The sequence below is a fragment of the Roseibium polysiphoniae genome, from assembly GCF_014842925.1.
GTDB lineage: Bacteria > Pseudomonadota > Alphaproteobacteria > Rhizobiales > Stappiaceae > Roseibium > Roseibium polysiphoniae.
In genome coordinates this window covers 78,051-98,150 of record NZ_JACYXJ010000003.1, presented here as the reverse complement: position 1 = coordinate 98,150, position 20,100 = coordinate 78,051, and the positions used below count along the sequence as shown (strand labels likewise).

18 protein-coding genes are annotated in these 20,100 nt (G+C 60.1%); 13 read left to right on the top strand and 5 right to left on the bottom strand.

What is annotated here, in order from left to right; all coding sequences use genetic code 11:
* The first annotated feature begins 120 nt into the window (after positions 1-120).
* A complete protein-coding gene (locus tag IG617_RS07470; RefSeq protein WP_192109115.1) occupies positions 121-1,074 on the top strand; it encodes a DUF1402 family protein in 954 nt (317 codons plus the stop codon).
* Between the two features lie 3 nt (positions 1,075-1,077).
* On the opposite strand, the gene IG617_RS07465 is transcribed toward IG617_RS07470, so the two are convergent.
* Positions 1,078-1,371, bottom strand: coding sequence for a hypothetical protein (locus IG617_RS07465; protein ID WP_192108620.1), 294 nt, complete (start codon positions 1,369-1,371; stop codon positions 1,078-1,080).
* Between the two features lie 114 nt (positions 1,372-1,485).
* Positions 1,486-2,160 (bottom strand): MBL fold metallo-hydrolase, encoded by a 675-nt coding sequence (locus IG617_RS07460; RefSeq protein ID WP_209008341.1) that lies wholly within the window; start codon positions 2,158-2,160, stop codon positions 1,486-1,488.
* Positions 2,161-2,327: 167 nt separating this feature from the next.
* Between IG617_RS07460 and IG617_RS07455 the strand changes: the two genes are divergently transcribed.
* From IG617_RS07455 to IG617_RS07425, 7 genes are all read left to right on the top strand, one after another.
* Complete coding sequence (locus IG617_RS07455) at positions 2,328-3,422, top strand: DUF1176 domain-containing protein (RefSeq protein WP_192108619.1); 1,095 nt, start codon at positions 2,328-2,330, stop codon at positions 3,420-3,422.
* Positions 3,423-3,644: 222 nt separating this feature from the next.
* Positions 3,645-4,493, top strand: coding sequence for a cold-shock protein (locus IG617_RS21530; protein WP_192108618.1), 849 nt, complete (start codon positions 3,645-3,647; stop codon positions 4,491-4,493).
* A 244-nt stretch (positions 4,494-4,737) separates the two neighbouring features.
* Positions 4,738-5,265: a GNAT family N-acetyltransferase gene (locus IG617_RS07445; RefSeq protein WP_192108617.1), complete on the top strand. Its 528-nt coding sequence runs from the start codon at positions 4,738-4,740 to the stop codon at positions 5,263-5,265.
* Positions 5,262-6,110 (top strand): 23S rRNA (adenine(2030)-N(6))-methyltransferase RlmJ, encoded by an 849-nt coding sequence (locus tag IG617_RS07440; RefSeq protein ID WP_192108616.1) that lies wholly within the window; start codon positions 5,262-5,264, stop codon positions 6,108-6,110. Before IG617_RS07445 ends, IG617_RS07440 begins: the two co-directional genes overlap by 4 nt.
* An 86-nt stretch (positions 6,111-6,196) precedes the next feature.
* The gene (locus IG617_RS07435) at positions 6,197-6,646 is read left to right on the top strand and encodes a hypothetical protein (protein ID WP_209008340.1); all 450 of its coding nucleotides are present in this window, start codon (positions 6,197-6,199) and stop codon (positions 6,644-6,646) included.
* 23 nt (positions 6,647-6,669) lie between these two features.
* A complete protein-coding gene (locus IG617_RS07430; protein ID WP_192108615.1) occupies positions 6,670-7,353 on the top strand; it encodes a ribonuclease T2 family protein in 684 nt (227 codons plus the stop codon).
* Positions 7,354-7,483: 130 nt separating this feature from the next.
* Entirely contained in the window at positions 7,484-8,131 is a 648-nt protein-coding gene (locus IG617_RS07425) for a glutathione S-transferase family protein (RefSeq protein ID WP_192108614.1), read from the top strand.
* 85 nt (positions 8,132-8,216) lie between these two features.
* On the opposite strand, the gene IG617_RS07420 is transcribed toward IG617_RS07425, so the two are convergent.
* The 3 genes from IG617_RS07420 to IG617_RS07410 form a co-directional block, all read right to left on the bottom strand.
* Positions 8,217-11,408 carry an efflux RND transporter permease subunit gene (locus IG617_RS07420; RefSeq protein WP_192108613.1) on the bottom strand — a complete coding sequence of 1,064 codons (3,192 nt, stop codon included), beginning with the start codon at positions 11,406-11,408 and terminating at the stop codon, positions 8,217-8,219.
* Positions 11,409-11,410: 2 nt separating this feature from the next.
* On the bottom strand, positions 11,411-12,928 hold the full coding sequence (locus IG617_RS07415) for an efflux RND transporter periplasmic adaptor subunit (RefSeq protein WP_192108612.1): 1,518 nt from the start codon (positions 12,926-12,928) through the stop codon (positions 11,411-11,413).
* 231 nt (positions 12,929-13,159) lie between these two features.
* Positions 13,160-13,825, bottom strand: coding sequence for an outer membrane protein (locus IG617_RS07410; RefSeq protein WP_192108611.1), 666 nt, complete (start codon positions 13,823-13,825; stop codon positions 13,160-13,162).
* A gap of 323 nt (positions 13,826-14,148) precedes the next feature.
* On the opposite strand from IG617_RS07410, the gene IG617_RS07405 reads away from it, so the two are divergent.
* From IG617_RS07405 to IG617_RS07385, 5 genes are all read left to right on the top strand, one after another.
* Complete coding sequence (locus IG617_RS07405; RefSeq protein ID WP_192108610.1) at positions 14,149-15,153, top strand: calcium/sodium antiporter; 1,005 nt, start codon at positions 14,149-14,151, stop codon at positions 15,151-15,153.
* Between the two features lie 53 nt (positions 15,154-15,206).
* A complete protein-coding gene (locus IG617_RS07400; protein ID WP_192108609.1) occupies positions 15,207-15,971 on the top strand; it encodes an SDR family oxidoreductase in 765 nt (254 codons plus the stop codon).
* 89 nt (positions 15,972-16,060) lie between these two features.
* Positions 16,061-18,046 carry an excinuclease ABC subunit UvrC gene (gene uvrC, locus IG617_RS07395; protein WP_192108608.1) on the top strand — a complete coding sequence of 662 codons (1,986 nt, stop codon included), beginning with the start codon at positions 16,061-16,063 and terminating at the stop codon, positions 18,044-18,046.
* 77 nt (positions 18,047-18,123) lie between these two features.
* Positions 18,124-19,266 (top strand): endonuclease/exonuclease/phosphatase family protein, encoded by a 1,143-nt coding sequence (locus IG617_RS07390; protein WP_192108607.1) that lies wholly within the window; start codon positions 18,124-18,126, stop codon positions 19,264-19,266.
* Positions 19,267-19,364: 98 nt separating this feature from the next.
* Entirely contained in the window at positions 19,365-19,949 is a 585-nt protein-coding gene (locus tag IG617_RS07385) for a thymidine kinase (protein WP_192108606.1), read from the top strand.
* Positions 19,950-20,100: the final 151 nt, after the last annotated feature.

Sequence of the window (20,100 nt, the reverse complement as noted above, 5' to 3'; positions counted from 1 at the left end):
TGATTAAGATAATTTGATCGTTAGACCTGCAGCCCGCGTGATAAGAAGGCAGGCGTGGAGTTCGGATAAATGCTGGCAAAATCAATATACAAAAAATCAGTCTGTGCGCTTTTTGCGCTCATGTGCACGGTGCCGTCTGTCCCCACGATTGACGGGGCCTTTGAAGTTCACGTTTCCGGGCAGGCCTTAGCTGCCGGCGTCCGCGCCGTTCCCGAGGGAAACCGCTATCGCAGCCAGCCCCGGATCCCCTATGCGTCGGCCCGCAGAACCGCTGCGTCCAAGTCCAGCTATGATGCCAAATTCGAAAGGGTCCTGGCGGTCCTCAAGCGTGACCGCCGGCTGATTTCCTCGATCAAGCGCGTCGCTGGCCGATACAACATTGATCCGATCCACATGCTTGGCGCCATCATTGGCGAGCACACCTACAATTACGACACGCTGGACAGTGCCCAGTCTTACTATATCAAGGCACTGGCCTACGCCGGGATCGACATCAGCTTCAAGTACGATGGCGAGCATGTTGAGACCTTTGTCGAGCGCCCACAGTTCGATCGGTGCCGGAAAGGCAAAAAGGCCAATAACAGCGACAGCCTCTGGTCCTGTTACGAACGCGTCTGGAACAGCTCGTTCCGCGGCAAGAGAGTTGACGGCACGCGCTTTCCGAAGACGAATTTCAACGAGACGTTCTTTCAGCCGCTTTTTTCCGGCCAGAGCTTTGGCCTCGGCCAGCTCAGCCCTCTGACCGTCCTGAAAATGACGGACCGCGTCGCCCGCCAGAGCGGCAATCGCAAGCTTGATCCCAAGAACGCCGAGAAGGTCTATCAGGCGACCATGGATCCGAATATCTCGCTGCACTATATGGCGGCCGTCATTCAGGATGCTATCGAGGCTTACAAGAACGTCGGCAAGGTCGACATTTCGAAGAACCCCGGCCTGACGGCAACCCTCTACAATCTGGGAGACCCCTGGGGCCGGGCGGCGAAATTCCGCCGCAGCGGCGCAACCTGGCCCAGAGAGAACTACTACGGCTGGCTGGTCAACGACCGGATCGAGGACATCAAGTCCGTCCTCTAACGCCTATTCGAACCAGCATCTCTCGCGCATTTCGATGTGGACCTGGCCCGTTGCCTTGTCCCTGATCTGGGTCGGCAGGGATTTGCAGACCTGCACCCGCTCCATGTAGAGAGAGTTCGCTCCCTTCACCTTCGGGCCACCCGCAGCTTCGTTTTCACGAATTTGTTCTGACCGCGACAGCCGATCGAAAAAGTCGCTTGCGCCAGCCTGCTGGACCGACGCGCTGGCCATCAGGCCAAGGGCAGAAAATCCTGACAGGGCTGCAACGCCAAAAATACGTCCTGAAATTCGTCCCATGCCGTAACTCCTCTTTTCCGACAACGGTTCCTCGGCCCACCACATCGAATATGGCACCCATTACCGCTTCGGAAAGGCCGCTCACAGCCTCTTGAACGGCATCGACCTTCGTAGCTACCGCAAGAACGGATTGTTCTCGCGCTCGCGACCGATCGTCGAGGCAGGCCCGTGACCGGGCAAAAACGAAACATCATCCCCAAGTGGCAAGAGCTTGGTCTTGATCGAGGCAATCAACGTATCGTGGTCGCCGCCCGGCAGGTCGGTTCGTCCGACAGATCCGGCGAAGAGAACATCGCCGGAGATTGCCAGGCGCAACTCCCGATCGAAGAAGACCACATGGCCGGGCGCATGGCCAGGGCAATGAAACACCTCAAAACTGCGGCCGGCCATCTCCATCGTGTCGCCCTCAACGAGCCAGCGGTCGGGCTCGACCGGCTTGACGTCGCTTAGGCCGAACTGCCGAGCCTGATCCTTGACCCGCTCGATCAGGACGCGATCGGCCTCATGGGGCCCCTCAACAGGAACCTTGAGCGCCTCGGCCAGATCCGCCGCTCCGCCGACATGATCGATATGACCATGCGTCAGAACGATTTTCTCGACATCGACGCCATGCTCTTCAATCGCCTTGAGGATCAACGGCACATCGCCGCCAGGGTCCACGACGGCGCCTTTTTTCGTTTCCGGGCTCCACACCAGCGAGCAATTTTGCTGGAACGACGTGACCGGAATAATCAGGATCTGAATGGGCGGCAGCGCGTCCTGGCTCTGGGGGGCATTGGGATCGGACAAGAATGGGCTCCAGGTTGCCCCGATAAGCCGGGGAAGAGACAAATGCTGGGCAAAGTCGGTTTGCCGCGCGCTTTATCGCATTGGACCGCTTCACCTTCCGTTCTGCTTTTCGTACAAGAAGATGCACCTGCTGAACAGTGGCAGGGACAAACAGGTTGTCGACACGCATGAAGCAGACACTGCTCCAGACACTGACCTTGGTCGCGCTCTGCTGCGCGCTGCCCGCTGGCGCGTCTGCAAAACAGCCCAGGACCGATCCGGTTTGGGACAAATGGTCTGTCGGCTGCGGCAACTCCGGCCTGTGCTTCACATCGACGTTCATCCGCGAGCAATCGACCTGGCTTGATCTGCGAATTGTCAGGGATACGCCTGCGAACGCCGCTCCGCTGCTTCGGATCACGGCCAACGCTGCCCTCAACAACGAGGGCACGATCCGTTTTGACGTCGATGGCACTTCCATCGAAACCCTGCCCGTGGCGCAACTGCGGGAAATTCAGGCTTCGGTCGCAACGCCGGCTGGCTTCCGCCCCCTTGGCGGCGAGGGCTTTTGGTACCCGACCGGCCCCGCGACCAGCGCAATCCTCAAGGCGATGGCGTCCGGCAAGGCTCTGACCGTGTCGCTGCCGATCGGAGATCAGACCATCGAGATGAAGCTGCCACTGAACGGCCTCGCGTCGGCCGTCAGCTGGCTGGACGACCGGCAGAACCGGCGCGGAACAGTCTCAGCAATTGCAGCGATCGGTACGGAACCGGCCGAAGACGCCCCCTCTGCAAAGCCGATCCTGTCGCCCGAAACCCTGCCCCCGGCCGTGCTCGCAACATGGGACGCCAATCGCTTTTGCTCCGACATCGACCCTGCGATCTTTGCCAGTCTGAACGCTGTCGCCATCCCCGCCGGGGACGACAAGGCAACGCTTTATTTGCTCCCATGCGGCGCTCCCAGTGCCTACAACACGCCCTATGTTCTCATCCGGGCCCAAGATGACGGCAAGGTCCGCCAGCTCCATGTCGCCAGGATGTCGGAGCTTGGGCCGCTGGCCACGGACCTGGTTTACAATGCCCGCTGGAACGCACGAGACCTTGAACTGGATGGCCTTTTCAAGGGATCCGGGGTCGGCGATTGCGGCACCTGGAGCCGCTGGCTTTGGACCGGCACGACCTTCGTCCTGCAGGAGGAAGCTACCCGCCAGACGTGTGACGGACAGGAAGTCCCAATCTCAGATTGGCCCACCACCTGGACAGTTCCCGCAACAAGCAAATAGCGCTTTCGCCAAGGATTTACTTGCGATTTTCCTGGTCACAGCCTTATGATGATTGTGCAGCGGACTGGATGGGGATGCGGCATCCTTGTTTCAACCCAATCCTGAAAGTGTTGATGGGCGTAATTCTTTGCGCCTCACGGGAGCATCTCGCGATATTTTTGCGAGTGAATTTAGTGGGTTATGTGCTGCCTGAGGCCGGCACACAATTAAGGTGATTAAGTAATGCACGATGGCGATTCGGACCGGCACAAGCGTGGACGTCGCGGCGGCAAGCGCGAGTTCGGCGGTCCGCAGGACTTCGGCAGCGATTTCGGCGGCGGTGATTTTGGGGGCGGCTTCGACGGCGGTCGCGACGGCGGCTATGGCGGCGGCCGGGACGGCGGTTATGGCGGCAATCGTGATGGCGGACGCGACGGTGGTGGTCGCGGCGGCTATGGCGGCGGGCGCGATGGCGGATACGGCAACCGCGAAGGCGGCGGTGGCTACGGTGGCGGCAATCGCGAAGGTGGCGGCGGCTACGGCGGCGGCAATCGTGAAGGCGGCGGTGGTTATGGTGGCGGCAACCGTGAAGGCGGTGGCGGTTATGGCGGCGGCGGCGGTGGTCGCGGCGGTTATGGCGGCGGCAACCGCGAAGGTGGCGGCGGTTATGGCGGCGGCGGTGGTGGCCGCGGTGGCTATGGCGGCGGCAACCGTGAAGGCGGTGGCGGTTATGGCGGCGGCGGCGGTGGTCGCGGCGGTTATGGCGGCGGCAACCGCGAAGGCGGCGAAGGCTTCCGGCAACCACGCCCTCCGCGTCCGGAATTCGATGGCCCGGCCGAGCGCGGTCCGCGCCAGGAAGGCACCGTCAAGTTCTTCAAGAGTGACAAGGGCTTTGGCTTCATCACTCCGGACAACGGCGAAGCTGATGTATTCGTGCACATCTCCGCAGTTGAACGCTCCGGCATGACAACGCTCGACAGTGGTCAGCGTATTTCTTTCGAGACCGAGCCCGATCGTCGTGGCAAGGGCCCGAAAGCAGTCGATCTTCAGGAACTTGCTGAAGGCGGCGCTGACGCGCCAGCGGAAGACTAAGCCAGCGAACGCCATCCGGGTGTTTACTGCTGACGCTTTCACGCGAAGATCTTTTGAAACGGCGGCCATCTGGCCGTCGTTTTATCTTTCGCAGCTGCTTCTTCATTCTGACGCGCGATCGCCCGCGCACCCGGATCGGGCCATCGCAAAAGCACTCCGATCTGGATGTTTGAGCGAAGATACTTCGCGCTTCTCCCGCATTTCCAAACTTCAAACACACCAAAAATCAAAGACGCTGAAAAACATGACAAGCACAGCCGACACGTCCCCATCCGCTCTTGTTCGCCCGGCTCAGAAGGCTGACCTCCCGCAGCTTCTGGAAATGAACAATGCCGCTGTCCCGGCGGTGAATGAACTCACCCTGTCTGAACTCTCCGACCTCGTTGCAGAAGCTCTCGTCTGTCTGGTGGCAGAACTGGACGGTCAGCCAGCGGGCATGCTTTTGTGCCTGACCGAGGGCCTCGACTATGACAGCCGCAACTACGCATGGCTCAGCGAGCATGTGGGCCGTTTTGCTTACACAGACCGCATCTGCGTCGCCGAGACCGCGCGCGGGCAACGCATCGGCGAAGCACTTTATGAAGCTCTGGGCAAGGTGCCAGACGTCGGCAACCGCCCCCTCGTCTGCGAGGTCAACACCCGGCCGGAAAACCCAGGTTCATTGCGCTTCCACAAGCGCCTGGGCTTCGCCGAGATCGGCACACAGGACCACGGCGAAAAAGCAGTCGTCTATCTGAAACGCGATCCTGCCAGCGATGTGAAAAGCGCATGAACTATCGTCACGCGTACCACGCCGGCAACATTGGTGACGTGCTGAAGCACGCCGTCCTCGCGCGCCTGATTGTCTATCTTCAGCGCAAGGACAAGGCGTTCCGGATCATCGACACCCATGCGGGCATCGGTGCCTATGACCTGACCTCCGAAGAAACACAAAAGACCGGCGAATGGCTGGATGGCATCGCAAAGGTCATCTCCACGCCCATGCCGGATGATGTCGCCGCATTGCTCGCGCCCTGGCTCGATGTCGTGCGCGCCAACAATCCCGGCAAGGATCTGAAGCTCTATCCCGGGTCGCCCGCCCTGGCCCGCAAACTGATGCGGCCGGTCGACCGACTGACGCTGACAGAGCTGCACCCGGCCGACTTCGACACGCTGTCCAAGCGCTTTGCAGGCGACCATCAGGTCAAGACCATCCACCTTGATGGCTGGCTTGCACTCGGCAGCTTTCTGCCGCCGAAGGAAAAGCGTGGTCTCATCATCATAGACCCCGCGTTTGAGGAAATTGACGAGTTCGATCGCATGGCAAGTGCCGTGATCAAGGGATGGCGGAAATTCTCGACAGGCACCTACGCCTGCTGGTATCCGCTCAAGGACCGGTATGGTCTTCGCCGCTTCGACGAAGCCTTGAAGGATGCAGGCGTCAAAGATGTCCTGACCCTGGAACTCAGCTTGGGGAAGAGCGGCCCGGATACGGCCATGCTTGGGTCCGGAATGACAATCATCAACCCGCCCTACACCCTCGCCGAGGAAATGCGCACCGTCCTGCCGTGGCTGCGTGATTGCCTGCGCAAGGGATCCGAGGCCAGTTGGTCCGTCGATCAACTCATCGCCGAATAGACGAAACGCCCCTTTGTTGGCTTGACGTGGCGGGCGCACTCCCCCATCGTCTGGCCATTGAGTAAATGGCCCGGAGAAGTGCCGCCGTGACCCAGTTCCGCTTTGTAAATCTTGCCTTTTCAATCGTCGTCGCCGCGACCACGGTCTTGTCCGGCTCCGCTCTCGCCGATGAGCATCGCGCCTATTTCTCCTTGAACGGCGACCCAAGGCTGCCCGATTGCACCTCTGCCTCGGTCCGCTCGGCTGTTGCCGGCAGTGTGGCGCGGGCACAGACTTCCTATGCGGACGGCCGCGCCATCACCGGCATCGACCAGATCCGTGAAGTCGCCTACCGCGACCATGACGTCAGCCCTCTGGCGCGCCGTTTTTGCAGCGGCACGGCAACCCTGACGGATGGGTCGACGCGGCAGGTCCACTACAAGCTCGTCGAACACGGCGGTTTCGTCGGTCTCGGCTGGAAAGTTGAGGCCTGCATGAGCGCTCTCGACAAGTGGCATGTCTACGGCGCGCATTGCAGCACCACCCGCCCGCGTTGATTGTCGAAGACCAGCACCCGGCCATGACCCGGCGCTTCAGCGGGCCGCCTGAAAAACGTCTTGCACGTCTGGTTCTTGCCGTTCTGCTGCTGGTCGGCGGCCCGGTCCAGGGCGCTCAGGCAGAAGGCTCGTCGGGCGACTTCGACTATTACGTCCTTGCCCTGTCCTGGTCCCCGACCTATTGCGCTCGCCAGGGCCGCAATGCGGAACCGCTTCAGTGTCAGGCGTCCAAGCCGCATCGCTTCATTGTCCATGGTCTCTGGCCGCAATATGAGCGCGGCTGGCCGGATTTCTGCCGCACCCGGAACGATCGTCCGAGCCGCCATACCGTCTCCGAAATCCTGGACATCATGCCAAGCCGTGGGCTCGTCTCTCATCAGTGGCGCAAGCACGGTACATGCTCCGGCCTGGATCCGGAGGCGTATTTCGACACCATTCGCGCAGCATACGACAAGATCCGAATCCCAGCCACCTTCCGCACCCTGGAACGCACCGGACGAATTGCACCTGATGGCGTGGAAAAGGCATTTCGCCTTGCAAACCCGGGCTTGGGTGACGCTGCCATGGCCGTAACCTGCTCCAAAGGCGCGTTGCAGGAGGTCAAGATCTGCCTGACCAAGGATCTTGAGTTCCGAAGCTGCCGTGCCGTTGATCGCTCCGGTTGCCGGGCCAGCAAGATTTCGGTCTCTCCGCCGCTTCGCAGATAGTTCCGCCGCTGGCGAACGACTTTTGCCACAGCAGGCCTTGTCCTCCTGCGCCTGTCATGCACATTTGCGGGCAACGTTTGCGTACAGGCGTTCGACTGTCCGCGCTCCCCAAATGGCAAAGGTTTCCGACATGCTCGTTCTCCGCTCATCGCCCGCCTCGCCCTTCGGCCGCAAGGTCAAGATCGCAGCCGAGGTCTTGGACCTCAAAAGCCTGATCAATCTGCAGGAAACCCAGACAACCAATCCGGATGACAGCATTCGCCAGCAAAATCCGCTCGGAAAAATCCCCGCGCTGATCCTGGAAGATGGCAATGTCCTCTACGACAGCCGGGTCATCGTCGAATATCTCGACCACCTTGCGGGTGGCGGCAAGATCCTCCCGATCGGCGAAGCAAGGTTTCCCGTCCTGCGCCTGCAGGCTCTGGCCGACGGCATCATGGATGCCGGCATCCTCCAGGTTTACGAAAACCGCTTCCGCCCCGCCGAATATCGCTTCGAGGACTGGAAAACCTATCAAGCTGCCAAGGTCACCCGCGCACTGGACAGTCTCGAAGCCGCCTGCCCGGCCCATCTGACACAGCTCAGCGATGCGGATGCCGGAACAATCACGCTCGCCTGTGCCCTTGGCTATCAGGATGTCCGCTTCGCCGGCGAATGGCGCAAGAGCTATCCAAAGCTCGTGGCCTGGCTCGACAGCTTCGAGGCCGCCGTGCCCAGCTTTGCCGCAACCAGGGTTGGCCCGGCGCCCATTCCTGCAAAGGAAGAACCTCTCCGCTGATCTGACCGAGCGAAGATGAATGCAAAAAGGCGGAGCCTCACGGCCCCGCCTTTTTCATATCTGCCGGCTGGACACCTACCGGTCTCTAACGAGCGCGGGCACCGCCCAGGGCCTTGCGGGGCTTCGCGCCATGACGCGCCAGCCGGTGACCGGACTTCAGGAACCGGCCAAAGTCGCTCTGAATGGCCAGCATTGCCGGCGTCACCAGAATGACCACAAACAAACCAAAGCCCAGGCCATAAGCCAGCGTGATCACCGTCGGCATCAGGAATTGCGCCTGACGGCTGGTCTCGAACAACAGTGGTGCAAGGCCGAAAACAGTGGTCGCACTGGTGAGGACAACTGGGCGCAAACGATCGGAGACACCCTCGATCAAGGCCTGCCGGAAAGGCCGGTCGCGCGCATATTCATCAATCGTCGTGACCAGCACGATGCTGTCGTTGATGATGATCCCGGCCATGCCGATAAAGCCGATGAGGGAGAACATGCTCAGCGGAAGATGATGCCAGTAGTGCCCCCAGATCATGCCGATACAGCCGAAGGGGATGACCAGCATGATCACCAGCGGCCGGGTCCAGGACGCGAAAATCCAGCACAGGGTCAGGTAGATCCCCGACAGACAGAACCCGAGCGCAAGCACCGCGTCGGACAGGAACTCTTTCTCTTGCTCTGCCAGCCCGGACAATTCGCTTTGCACATCATATCGGGCCGCCAGCTCCGGCAGCAAAGTGTCGCTCAGCATGGCCATGACAGCCACCGCCGCTTCCGGATCATCCTCGGAAATATCGCCGCTGACCCGAAGTGTTTGCAGCCCGTTCTCACGCCTGACAGACGCAAATCCGAAGGTGCTTTCCACCTCGACAATTTCGCTCAAGGCAACATAAGGACCCGCAGGCGACTTCAGCTGTGTCTCATAGACAAACGCAGCGCCGGTTTCCTCGTCAGGCAGGCTGACACGCACTGTCGCGGTCCGTCGGCCGACGGGAAATTCTGCGACCTTGATGCCCTCCAGGCGATCGCGCAGAACATTGGCGACGCTGTCGGTGGTAAAGCCAAGCGCCTCGCCTTTCGGCGTCAGGTTCAGGGCCAGTTCCGCCTTGTCGAAAGACAGCGTATCTTCCAGCGCACTCACGCCGGGCATGGCGCCCAGCGCCTGCTTCAGATACTCGGCTGCTTCCTTCAGGATCTCCGTCGAGGGTCCATAGAGCCGCACATCGATGGCATCGCCGCCCGGGCCTGAACGCTCTCCACGAACGGCCAACGTCTCTAGCAGCGGCCCCTTGCGGATTTCCTTGCGCCAGTCACCGATGAAGCTGAAGGCCGAATAGGGCCGCAGATCCGGATCAATCAGCTCGATCGCAAGACCGCCGAGCAAATCCTCATCTTTCGTATCCGCACCATTCAGGGCCCTTCGGCCTGCATTCGCGCCAACAGTCGCAAGCGCAAAGGAAACCGGCGCGCGGCCGTATTCCTCGGCGTAGCGCTGATCGACCACATCGAGAGCACGGTCCATTTCGGCCAGCATCGCCTTTGTGTCGTCCCGGTCGGCTCCCGGCATCATCGCGATATTAGCATTGATCACGTTGCGTTCGGGCGCATTGAAGAACCGCCAGCGCACCGTGCCGTCGAAATACATGCTCGATGCGATCAACAGCGTCATGACGGCAAGACCCATGACCGGATAGCGGAAGACAATCACCGCTCTCATCAGGGGTTCAAACGCCTTCCTCCGAAAGGCATTGAAGCCCTTGTTGAAGGTCCGGTTCGGCCAGTCATACCAATGATCCTTGCCGCTGGCCGACAGGGCATGGCGCATATGGGCCGGCAGAATGAGGAAGGATTCAACCAGGCTCGCGATCAGCACGATCCCCACGGTAAGTGGAATATCGGCAATCAGCTCCCCGAAGCGGCCGCCAATGGCGAGCAGACCCGCGAAGGCGATGATCGTCGTGATCGAGGCGGAAAACACCGGTGCAGCCATGCGTTTGGCCGCCAGAACCGCCGCTTCGGCAGGGCTATGACCCTTGCGCGCCAGAAAGTCTGCGTGCTCTCCGACCACGATGGCATCATCCACCACAATGCCCAGGCAGATGATCAGGGCGAACACCGAGAACATGTTCAAGGTGACACCGAAGGCAAACATCATGGCGATGGTCGCGGCCATGGCCGCCGGAATACCGGCCGCCACCCAGAAGGCTGTTCGCGATGACAGGAAGAGGAACAGAAAGCCGACAACAAGAACAAGGCCGAACAAGCCGTTCTCGACCAGGATGTTCAGCCGGTCGACGATGTTTTGCGCACGGGTTTCCGTCAGCTGGGCAACGACGCCGCGCGGCAGCCCATCCTGGAAGTCCGCAACGATCTGCTCGACCTGCCGCTGGATCTTGATGGTGTCGCCGATCGCATCCCGGTCGACCCTCAGAACCACCGCCGGCAGTCCCTTGTGCGAATAGGCCTTGCCGCTTTCTGGCCCCTCCGTGACGATTTCCGCCACAGACCTGAGCTGGAGCTTTTCACCGTCAGCAGGCGAGCGCAGGACAATTTCGCCCAGCTCTTTCTCCGATCGCCGGGTTTGTCCCGTTCGCAGACGCGCAGTCCCACTTGCAACATCGCCGGCCGGCGTGGTCTCCATTTCGGTGGCGACCACATCCGCGATCTCTTCAAGAGACAGGTCATGGCGGATCAGCATGGCCTCGGACGTATTGATCCGGATCACGGGGTTGGACACGCCGTCGATGCTGACACGCGTCACACCCTCACGAAACAGGGCTGTCTGGAGATCTTCGGCGTAGCGCGACAACTGGTCCGCGTTGATCGGGCCGTAAATCACGACATTGGTCACACGGTCGCGAAACGCGCTGCGCACGACCGTCGGTTCTTCGACGTCCTCAGGAAGACTCGAGCGCGCCTGGTCAACGGCCGCCTTGGCGTCGTCGACTGCCTGGCCCATGTCCCAGCCGGTCTCGAACTCCAGCGTCATCGTGGCGCGGCCCTCGCGGGCCACCGAGGACGCCTCCTCGACGCCTTCAATCGCCAGAAGCTGGGGCCCCAGAAGCTCGACCACAGCTCGGTCCATGTCTTCGGGACCAGCGCCCGACCACTCGACCGTGACCGTCACGCGTTCGTTGATGATGTCCGGGAAATACTGAGTGCGGATCTTGAGACCCGCCGCGATGCCGCCAAGCAGCATGAACGCAAGGATCAGGTTGGCGGCCGTCTTGTGACGGACCATATAGTCGAAGAAAGACGAAAATTCGGACCTGATCGATGACTTCATGACTAGCTCCGTTCACCTCGGCCACGGCCGTTTTCAATCCGCTCCAGCACCTCGCTCGGCACCTTTGGCTGATTCAGAATGTTGATCAGGCGCGCCTTGCGCTCTTCCGGCATCCGGCTTTCGCTCAATCTGGCGATCAGCGCATCCCGGCGTTCCGGCTCCAGGGTCACCAGATCCTCTGGCGCGGCAGGTCCCGAGGCCGGTTTCGGGCCTCCCTGAGACGTTTCCGCTGCTTCGGGCGCTTCGCCTGGCGTTCCGACAACCCGCGGCGTGACCTTCAGTCCGGCACTCAAATGCGGCAGGCGCTCGCGCACATAAAGCTGTCCGAACGGCACATCGGTCACCACAAGCTGGTCGCCCATCCGGCGCAAGACCCGCGCCTGCGCCGCGCCAAGCCGCCGTTCTTCGTCGACAACAAGAATGCGGCCATCCTCACTGGCGGCAGAGGCCGGGATCACGGCCACATTCTCAAGGGCAGGTTCTTCAAGCTTGACGGTAAGGAAATCACCCGGACGGAGCGGCGTGTCCGCATCGACATCGAGCGAGGCAAAAAGCGTGCGACCCGCCTCGCCGGTTGCGACCACCGCCGCCGCCCGGTCCAGTGTTCCCGGTACTGAAACGACGCGGTCGCCCAGATCAAGCTGCGCTTCCACAGGCACCTGGATCAAACGACCAGCATCATCGAGGAAACGCGAGAACTGCTGGGTCGAGACGGAAAATTTCACTTCGAGCGCTGTTGGATCGATCAGGACAGCCAGGGTCTCACTCGAACTCACACGACGCCCGAGCGTGGCATTGACCTGGTCAAGCGTACCGGAGAAAGGCGCGGTGATCGTCGTTTCCTCGAGGGTCCGTTCAGCGTCCTGAACCGCGATCCGCGCCCTTGCGACACCCAACTCCATGCGCTCGACATTCTTGCGCGAGGTGATGACCGACTGCAGACGGTTCGACAGGGCCTGCTCGAGGGCAGCCACCGAAAGCTGTTCCTGCTCGACCTGCACCATGGTGGAATAGCCCTTTTCCCGCAGCTGGGTTTGGCGATCGAGCGCTTGGCGCCGAAGCTCCAGCTGTTTCTCGGCTGCGACAAGTTCCTGTTCGGCAACGACGATGGCCTCTTCCGCCTCTGCCTTGTGGGCCTCCGCATCCGCCTGGGCCGCCTGGGCATCAAGAAGTTCGGATTGAGCATCTGCCGGGTCGATCCGCACCAGAAGCTCGCCGCCCTTCACCGCGGCGCCATCTCGGAACTTGGAGGCAACTCCGACAAGCTGGCCTTCCGAGCTTGCGCGGATCTCAAGACTACGCCAGCTCTCGACCTGCCCGTAAGCGGTCGTGATGGGCGCGACAGTTTCAGATGTGAGAGAGGAAACATTCACCGCATAGGTGCGCTCTTGAACCGGGGGACGCCGCCTGGCTTCTTCCTGGTTCATCGCGGTGGAGACGCGGTAGACGCCATAACCGATCGTCGACGCCATGATCGCCAACAGCACAAGACCGATCAGACCCCTTGTCAGGAACCGCATTCAACTCTCCCTCAAAACCGACCACTCAATAAAATCCAGGACGCCTGCATCGGGTGCGGAATGCCGCATCACCTGGCAATTTGCAGACCTTGATCCTGCGTACGCGAAACGCGTCTGTAAATTTCTATCATTGCAATGCGAAAAAGTGCTGAAAAACATGTATCGACCTGTAACGAAAAAACCCGGCGCTATGCACCGGGCTCTTTGTTTCTGCAGGCATTTCCCGCCAGCTTAGAACTTGTAGCTCAAGCCGAACCGCACAAGATTGTTATCCAGATCGGACTTGTAGCTGTTTCCGCCGACCGTGAAGCTCTCGGATCCGAAGTCCTGATGGATGTACTCCAGACGCGCTGTGACGTTCTGTGTCACCGCACCTTCAACACCGGCACCTGCCGTCCAGCCGACTGCCGTCGTGCTGTCCTTGGCGCCATTCGCCTTGAAGTCGAGATCGGCAATGGCAAGACCACCGGTTCCGTAAACGAGGAAACGGTCAAAGGTGTAGCCCAACCGGCCGCGAATGCTGGAGTTCCAGGATGAACCTGTTTCGGCGGTTACGCCGCCAGCCGTCGCCGTGTCTTCCAGATCGGAAAACTGGAAATCGGCTTCCGCACCGATCAGCACGTTCGGAGAGATGATGTAGTTGTAGCCGGCATGAATGCCGCCCTGAATACCATCACCATCCGTGTCGGGCGCGTTCCGATTGTCGAAATTGCCCCAGCCCCAGCCGAGGTTACCACCGACATAGGCACCGCCCCAGTCAAAGCGGGCGGCCGGAACCTGGTCGTCATAGAAAGCCGGTGCCGGGTCCACCGGCTGCGGAAGGTCAGCCGCAAGCACGGGCGTTGCCAGGCCGGCAAAGGCGGCCGCTGTCAAACCTGCAAATGCAAGACGCTTCATATCATGTTACTCCAGATGAACTTGTCCAGAATGAAATGTGGACGGCCATCCCGCCGGTCCCCATCCTCACCCAGCTAAAGATATGGGGATCGTTTGTGGCGGTTCAGGAGGGCAATTTAGGAGTTTTCTAGGCGAATTAAGGTCATTCTTCGGCAGCGTGAATGAAGGGTAAACAAACCGCATTTTGCAAGGATGCGACAAAATCAAAGCTTGCAGCATGCTTTCCCCGCACCAATCTATTGCGTATAACGCGCCAGACAAAATGGCGCGAACGATCAAAGTGCCATCGCCCCATTAAACCTGACCCCGACCGGAACCCATAGATGCTGTTTGACTATGTAAGCCTCGCAGGCGGCCTCGTCGTGCTGATTATTGCCGGCGACATACTGGTCAGAGGCTCTGTCGGTATTGCACAGCGTCTCGGCATTCCAAATCTGGTCATCGGTCTGACCATCGTCGCTTTCGGAACCTCGGCGCCCGAGCTTGTGATTTCACTCAAGGCAGCTCTGTCAGGGTCAGGCGGCATCGCCATCGGCAACGTGGTGGGCTCCAATATCGCAAACGTCCTGCTCGTGCTGGGCATGCCGGCACTGATCGCCGCAACACCCTGCGGCGAAGACGGCGCCACCAAGAATGCGATTTTCATGGTGGCAATCTCGGTCGTCTTTACGATCCTCTGCTTCTTTTCTCCCATTGGCCTGATGGGCAGCCTCATCCTTCTGGCGCTTCTCGCCGTTTTCCTGGGCGATTCCGCAAGAGCCGCACTCCAGCACCGCAAGGAGCGCAAGGCCGCCGCCGCAACGGCTGCCGAAGCGCAGGAAGACAACGATGATGATGATGAATTGGAAGATGTCGAGGGCGTTCCGGACGCTGTCGCTGTCGCCGGCGTCTACATTGTTCTCGGCCTGATCGGTCTGCCACTGGGCGCGCACTTTACAATCAACGGCGCGACTTCGGTGGCCCAGGACTGGGGTGTGAGTGACGCCGTGATTGCCTTGACGGTGATTGCCTTGGGCACATCCCTGCCGGAACTTGCGACAACGGTCATGGCCGCCATCCGCCAGCATGGCGCCGTCGCCATTGGCAACGTGATAGGGTCCAACGTCTTCAACCTTCTCGCGATCATCGGCATCACCACCGCGATTGTGCCCGTTGAGGTGCCTGCAGAGATCCTCAAGCTCGACATCTGGGTGATGCTCGCCTGTGCCGTGTTGCTTCTCGTGCTGGCGGCCAAGAAGATCTGCCTTGGCCGGATGTCAGGCTTCGTTCTGACTGCGGCGTACGTTCTTTATATCACTGTCGTTTATTATCTCAGCGCGACGATCTGAGCGGCTTCGCCAAGCGTATTGCTGTCATCTTTTGAGTGAGACAGGATGGTGAGATGACAGGCGAAATCCCGACGGCCCTGATTACCGGCGCTTCAAGCAGAATTGGCGGCGCTGTTGCAAGGGATCTTGCCAATCACGGCTGGCGTCTCGTCCTGCATGCAAATGCCAACGCCCACAAGGCGGAGAGCCTGGCACAAGAGCTCGAAGACGCGACCGGTCGGCCTCACGTCTTCACCGCGGACCTTACGGAGGCGACAGAGCTTACGACCTTCATGGACAAGGCGTCAGAGCCCTTCGGGTTGCCCGATGTCCTGATCAACAACGCCTCGATCTTCGAAGATGACGGCATCGGCCGTCTCGACCCTGACCTCTTTGATCAGCACTTTGCGATCCACACCAAGGCTCCTTTGTTCCTCGCCGATGCCTTCGCGGCGCGCCTCCCGAAGGACCGGAAGGGGCTCATTGTCAGTATGATCGACCAGAGGGTCTGGAAACTCACGCCGCAAGCGCTTAGTTACTCCCTGTCGAAATCGGCTCTCTGGACTGCAACGCAGGTTCTGGCCCAGGCGCTCGCGCCCAACATCCGCGTCAATGCGATCGGACCCGGCCCGAGTTTCAAGAATGAACGTCAGAGCCAGGCCGAGTTCGACAAGCAAGCGGGAGCCGTTCTCCTGAAGCGGGGACCCGACGCAGAAGCCTTCGGGAGAACCGTGCGGTTCCTGTGGGACAGCCCCTCCATCACCGGGCAAATGATCGCCCTTGACGGCGGACAGCACCTGGCCTGGCAGACACCCGATGTGGTCGACGTCGGCGAGTGACCTCGCAGGTGACGAAGCAAAGAATCTGTTAGGTTGGCAGCACTCGACCTGGCCCAAAGGAAAAGCACGGCCGCCAGCCGGTATGACGCATGCAAGACAGCTCCACAACAGAGACCACCTCCGGGGAAAATGACGACGCAGCGGCGAAGCCCGAGGTCCGAAAGGGCGTTGAGGTCATCGCCGATCAGGTCAAGCGCCTGCCCATGGGGCCGGGCGTCTATCGTATGTTCGACGAGAATGGCGACGTGCTTTATGTCGGCAAGGCGCGCAGTCTGAAAAAGCGGGTGACGAGCTACACGCGGCTTCAAGGTCAGTCGAACCGGATCATGCGCATGATCATGTTGACGGCGTCCATGGAATTCGTGGTCACCAACACCGAGGCCGAAGCGCTCCTGCTGGAAGCCAATCTGATCAAGCGCCTGCGCCCGCGCTTCAACGTGCTTTTGCGCGACGACAAATCCTTTCCATACATTCTGATCACCGGAGACCACGACTCTCCGGCGATCACCAAGCACCGCGGCGCACGCAAGCGAAAGGGCGACTATTTCGGGCCTTTCGCCTCGGCCGGAGCGGTCGATCGGACCATCAACGCCCTTCAGAAAGCCTTTTTGATCCGGAATTGCTCAGACAGTTATTACGAAAACAGGTCGCGGCCGTGCCTGCTTTTCCAGATCAAGCGCTGCTCCGGCCCCTGCACCGGTGAAATCGATCATGAGGACTATGCCGGCCTTGTCGCCGAGGCCAAGGCCTTCCTGTCCGGCCGAAGCCAGTTGGTGAAAAAAGAACTCGCCCAGCAGATGGAAACCGCTTCCGAGGCGCTGGACTTTGAACGTGCCGCCATCTGCCGCGACCGTCTTGCCGCCTTGTCGCATACACAGGCGCATCAGGGCATCAACCCGCAGACGGTTGAGGAAGCCGATGTTTTCGCCATCCATCAGGAGGGCGGGCAGACCTGCGTGCAGGTCTTCTTCTTCCGGACCGGACAGAACTGGGGCAACCGTGCCTATTTCCCCAAGGCCGACAAGACACTCGATGAGCCATCGATCCTGGAGAGCTTTCTGGCGCAGTTCTACGACGACAAGCCCGCCCCCAGGCTGATCCTGCTGTCCCATGAAATTCCGGAGCAGTCACTGCTTGCGGAAGCCTTGAGCGAGCGGGCCGAACGCAAGGTCGAGGTGTTGACGCCCAAGCGCGGAGAGAAGAAGGAACTGACCGATCATGCGCTGACGAATGCGCGTGAAGCGCTTGGCCGCAGACTGGCTGAAAGCTCCAGCCAGGCACGTTTGCTAAAGGGCGTTGCCGAAGCCTTCGAATTGTCCGCTCCCCCGCGGCGCATAGAAGTCTACGACAACTCCCACATCATGGGCACCAATGCCGTCGGCGGCATGATTGTCGCGGGTGAAGAGGGGTTTGCCAAAGGTCAGTACCGCAAATTCAACATCAAGTCGGAAGACCTGGTCCCGGGCGATGACTACGGCATGATGCGCGAGGTTCTGACACGTCGCTTTTCAAGGTTGATCAAGGAACACCAGCGCGATGACGCAACGGCGACCCTGTCGGCTGAGGGAACGGAGGGCACCGCGCAAGACACTCCGGACGAAACGACGGCTTCGTCCGCTGACATGCCCGCATGGCCCGACCTTGTCCTGATCGATGGCGGCCAGGGGCAGCTGACAACCGCGCGTGAAACCCTTGAAGAGTTAGGACTGACCGATGTGCCTCTCGTCGGCATTGCCAAGGGACCGGACCGGGATGCGGGACGGGAAAAATTCTTCGTGACCGGGAAACCGTCCTTCATGCTGCCCGAACGCGACCCGGTGCTCTATTTCGTTCAGCGTCTTCGCGACGAAGCCCACCGGTTCGCCATCGGCTCTCACAGGGCCCGTCGCAAAAGAGACATCACCAAGAACCCGCTGGATGACATTGCAGGCGTCGGACCGACACGCAAACGTGCCCTACTCCGCCACTTCGGCACAGCCAAGGCCGTCTCCAAGGCCGGCATGGACGACCTCTCCTCCGTCCCTGGCATCTCCGAGGCCATCGCAAAGCTCGTTTACGATCATTTTCACGAGTAGGCAGACAGTCCGGCCATGAACTGCTAGTCAGTGCTGCAGAGCACAATAGCCGTTAGATCCCTCGGACCCGTTCATTCATGCTGACCAAAGCCGACAAACAGCAGGACAACAACGACCTGCCTCCGCCCTCAGGGGCCGTTGGGCGCAGTTTTTTGTCCCGTTGGACGTCTCTGGTTGGCTGGATGGGCATAGCAGGTGGCATCGCGGTGTGCCTGCTGTCGATTTCAGCCTTCATAGCACCGGGATACTGGTTCACCGACAACATGAGCTTTTTCCTGCGCCAGTTCTTCGGCGCCGGACTTTGCGGTTTTCTGGCAGGCGCATCCGGCCTCACGGTCGCCCACCGTCAGCCACGCCTTTACGGCAAGGCTGTTCTCGTGCTTGCCGTGCTGCTGATCACGGTATTTGGCTTGATGGCCGCCAGGATCGATGCGGTCACCTCCTCCACGGTCAATGCACCGACGACGACGTCTTCATCCCTACGCGTGGTCTCGATCAATCTGGAGAGGCTGTTTCTCGCCGACGAAACCCTCTCGGCATTCCTGCAGCAGACCAAACCGGATGTTCTCGTCCTGGAGGAAACCGCCTGGGGGTGGCAACGCCACCGATGGCAAAGACGCATTGGTGCGACCCCGATTGCCGGCCATGGCGCGCTGCCGGATCACCTCTTTGCCGGACGTCTTGGAGACCTTGTGTTCTTTTCCCGCTTTCCGATCAGCGCCAGCAAGACAATCGACGTCATTGGCAATGCTGAAACCCACGATGAAGCCGATCGAGAGATCCTCTCTCTAACGCTCGATGTGGATGGCGCAGGTCTCAAACTGCTGGCGCTCCATCCTGCGAGCCCGAGAACAAAGCCGAGGTGGCTGGATCGCCAAGCTTATCTGGCAACGTTGAACAACCAGATTCAGAACAGCACTGCAGACACGACTGAACCAACGCTTGTCATCGGAGACTGGAACCTGTCACCCTGGTCCGGTCATTTCCTGAAAATGTTGACCGACAACAACCTCAGGACCGCGTTCCCTGGTGGCATACCGCAGACCACCCGCTTTTTCTTCGACTACCGTCTCCACTGGTTGCTTGGGGCCGTCGTCGACCATTTTGCGGTCACGCCGGATATTGAGATCCAGAGGGTGGAACTGGGGCCGGACATCGGATCCGATCACCTTCCGCTGATCGTGGACGTCGCGATTCAGAATCGGGCCAACGCCCATTAACCGCTGCATAAGTGCCGATTATCGATTGAGCCGGTCCTTTCCGCCATGAACAATCGCAGCAACGCTTGCGGCGATTCCCGATTGGCAAAAAGAAGACGATGGCAAAGCTCTATTTCAACTACTCCTCGATGAACGCCGGCAAGTCGACCGTGCTGCTCCAAGCCTCCTACAACTACGAAGAACGGGGTATGAACACCCTGCTGCTGATCGCAGCGCTCGATGACCGCGCAGGCAAGGGCAAAATCGCATCACGCATCGGACTCGGCGCTGACGCGGATATCTTTTCCAACGACGACGATCTGTTCGCTCATGTCGAGCAAGCACGATCCGAGCGGGACATTCACGCCATCTTCGTCGACGAGGCCCAGTTTCTGAGCGAAGCACAGGTTTGGCAGCTGGCCCGCGTGGCCGACACCATGCGTATCCCGGTCATGTGCTTCGGATTGCGCACGGACTTTCAGGGCAAGCTCTTTCCAGGTTCGGCCGCTCTGCTCGCCCTTGCCGACAATCTCAGAGAGATCAAGACCATCTGCTGGTGCGGCCGCAAGGCGACCATGGTGGCCCGCATGGATGCCTCCGGCCAAGTGGTCGAAGAAGGCGATCAGGTGGTGATTGGCGGCGATGAAACCTATGTTTCCCTCTGCCGGAATCACTGGTCTGAGCGCCAGTTAAAGGCCGACTGACACGCCATCGGCACGAACTGACGCTGCGGCTTCGGCATGGTAGATCACAAAATTGTGCACCGCCCAAAATTGTCGCATGCCAGATGGCTAAGAAAATCGGATTAAGATTAAAAAACAATATCTTAGCCAGCAAATAACGCTGACGTGTACA

Coding starts and splice junctions, on each gene's coding strand:
- IG617_RS07470 (WP_192109115.1), top strand. CDS start 121: ATGTGCACGGTGCCGTCTGTCCCCACGATTGACGGGGCCTTTGAAGTT.
- IG617_RS07465 (WP_192108620.1), bottom strand. CDS start 1,371: ATGGGACGAATTTCAGGACGTATTTTTGGCGTTGCAGCCCTGTCAGGA.
- IG617_RS07455 (WP_192108619.1), top strand. CDS start 2,328: ATGAAGCAGACACTGCTCCAGACACTGACCTTGGTCGCGCTCTGCTGC.
- IG617_RS21530 (WP_192108618.1), top strand. CDS start 3,645: ATGCACGATGGCGATTCGGACCGGCACAAGCGTGGACGTCGCGGCGGC.
- IG617_RS07445 (WP_192108617.1), top strand. CDS start 4,738: ATGACAAGCACAGCCGACACGTCCCCATCCGCTCTTGTTCGCCCGGCT.
- IG617_RS07440 (WP_192108616.1), top strand. CDS start 5,262: ATGAACTATCGTCACGCGTACCACGCCGGCAACATTGGTGACGTGCTG.
- IG617_RS07430 (WP_192108615.1), top strand. CDS start 6,670: ATGACCCGGCGCTTCAGCGGGCCGCCTGAAAAACGTCTTGCACGTCTG.
- IG617_RS07425 (WP_192108614.1), top strand. CDS start 7,484: ATGCTCGTTCTCCGCTCATCGCCCGCCTCGCCCTTCGGCCGCAAGGTC.
- IG617_RS07420 (WP_192108613.1), bottom strand. CDS start 11,408: ATGAAGTCATCGATCAGGTCCGAATTTTCGTCTTTCTTCGACTATATG.
- IG617_RS07415 (WP_192108612.1), bottom strand. CDS start 12,928: ATGCGGTTCCTGACAAGGGGTCTGATCGGTCTTGTGCTGTTGGCGATC.
- IG617_RS07410 (WP_192108611.1), bottom strand. CDS start 13,825: ATGAAGCGTCTTGCATTTGCAGGTTTGACAGCGGCCGCCTTTGCCGGC.
- IG617_RS07405 (WP_192108610.1), top strand. CDS start 14,149: ATGCTGTTTGACTATGTAAGCCTCGCAGGCGGCCTCGTCGTGCTGATT.
- IG617_RS07400 (WP_192108609.1), top strand. CDS start 15,207: ATGACAGGCGAAATCCCGACGGCCCTGATTACCGGCGCTTCAAGCAGA.
- uvrC (WP_192108608.1), top strand. CDS start 16,061: ATGCAAGACAGCTCCACAACAGAGACCACCTCCGGGGAAAATGACGAC.
- IG617_RS07390 (WP_192108607.1), top strand. CDS start 18,124: ATGCTGACCAAAGCCGACAAACAGCAGGACAACAACGACCTGCCTCCG.
- IG617_RS07385 (WP_192108606.1), top strand. CDS start 19,365: ATGGCAAAGCTCTATTTCAACTACTCCTCGATGAACGCCGGCAAGTCG.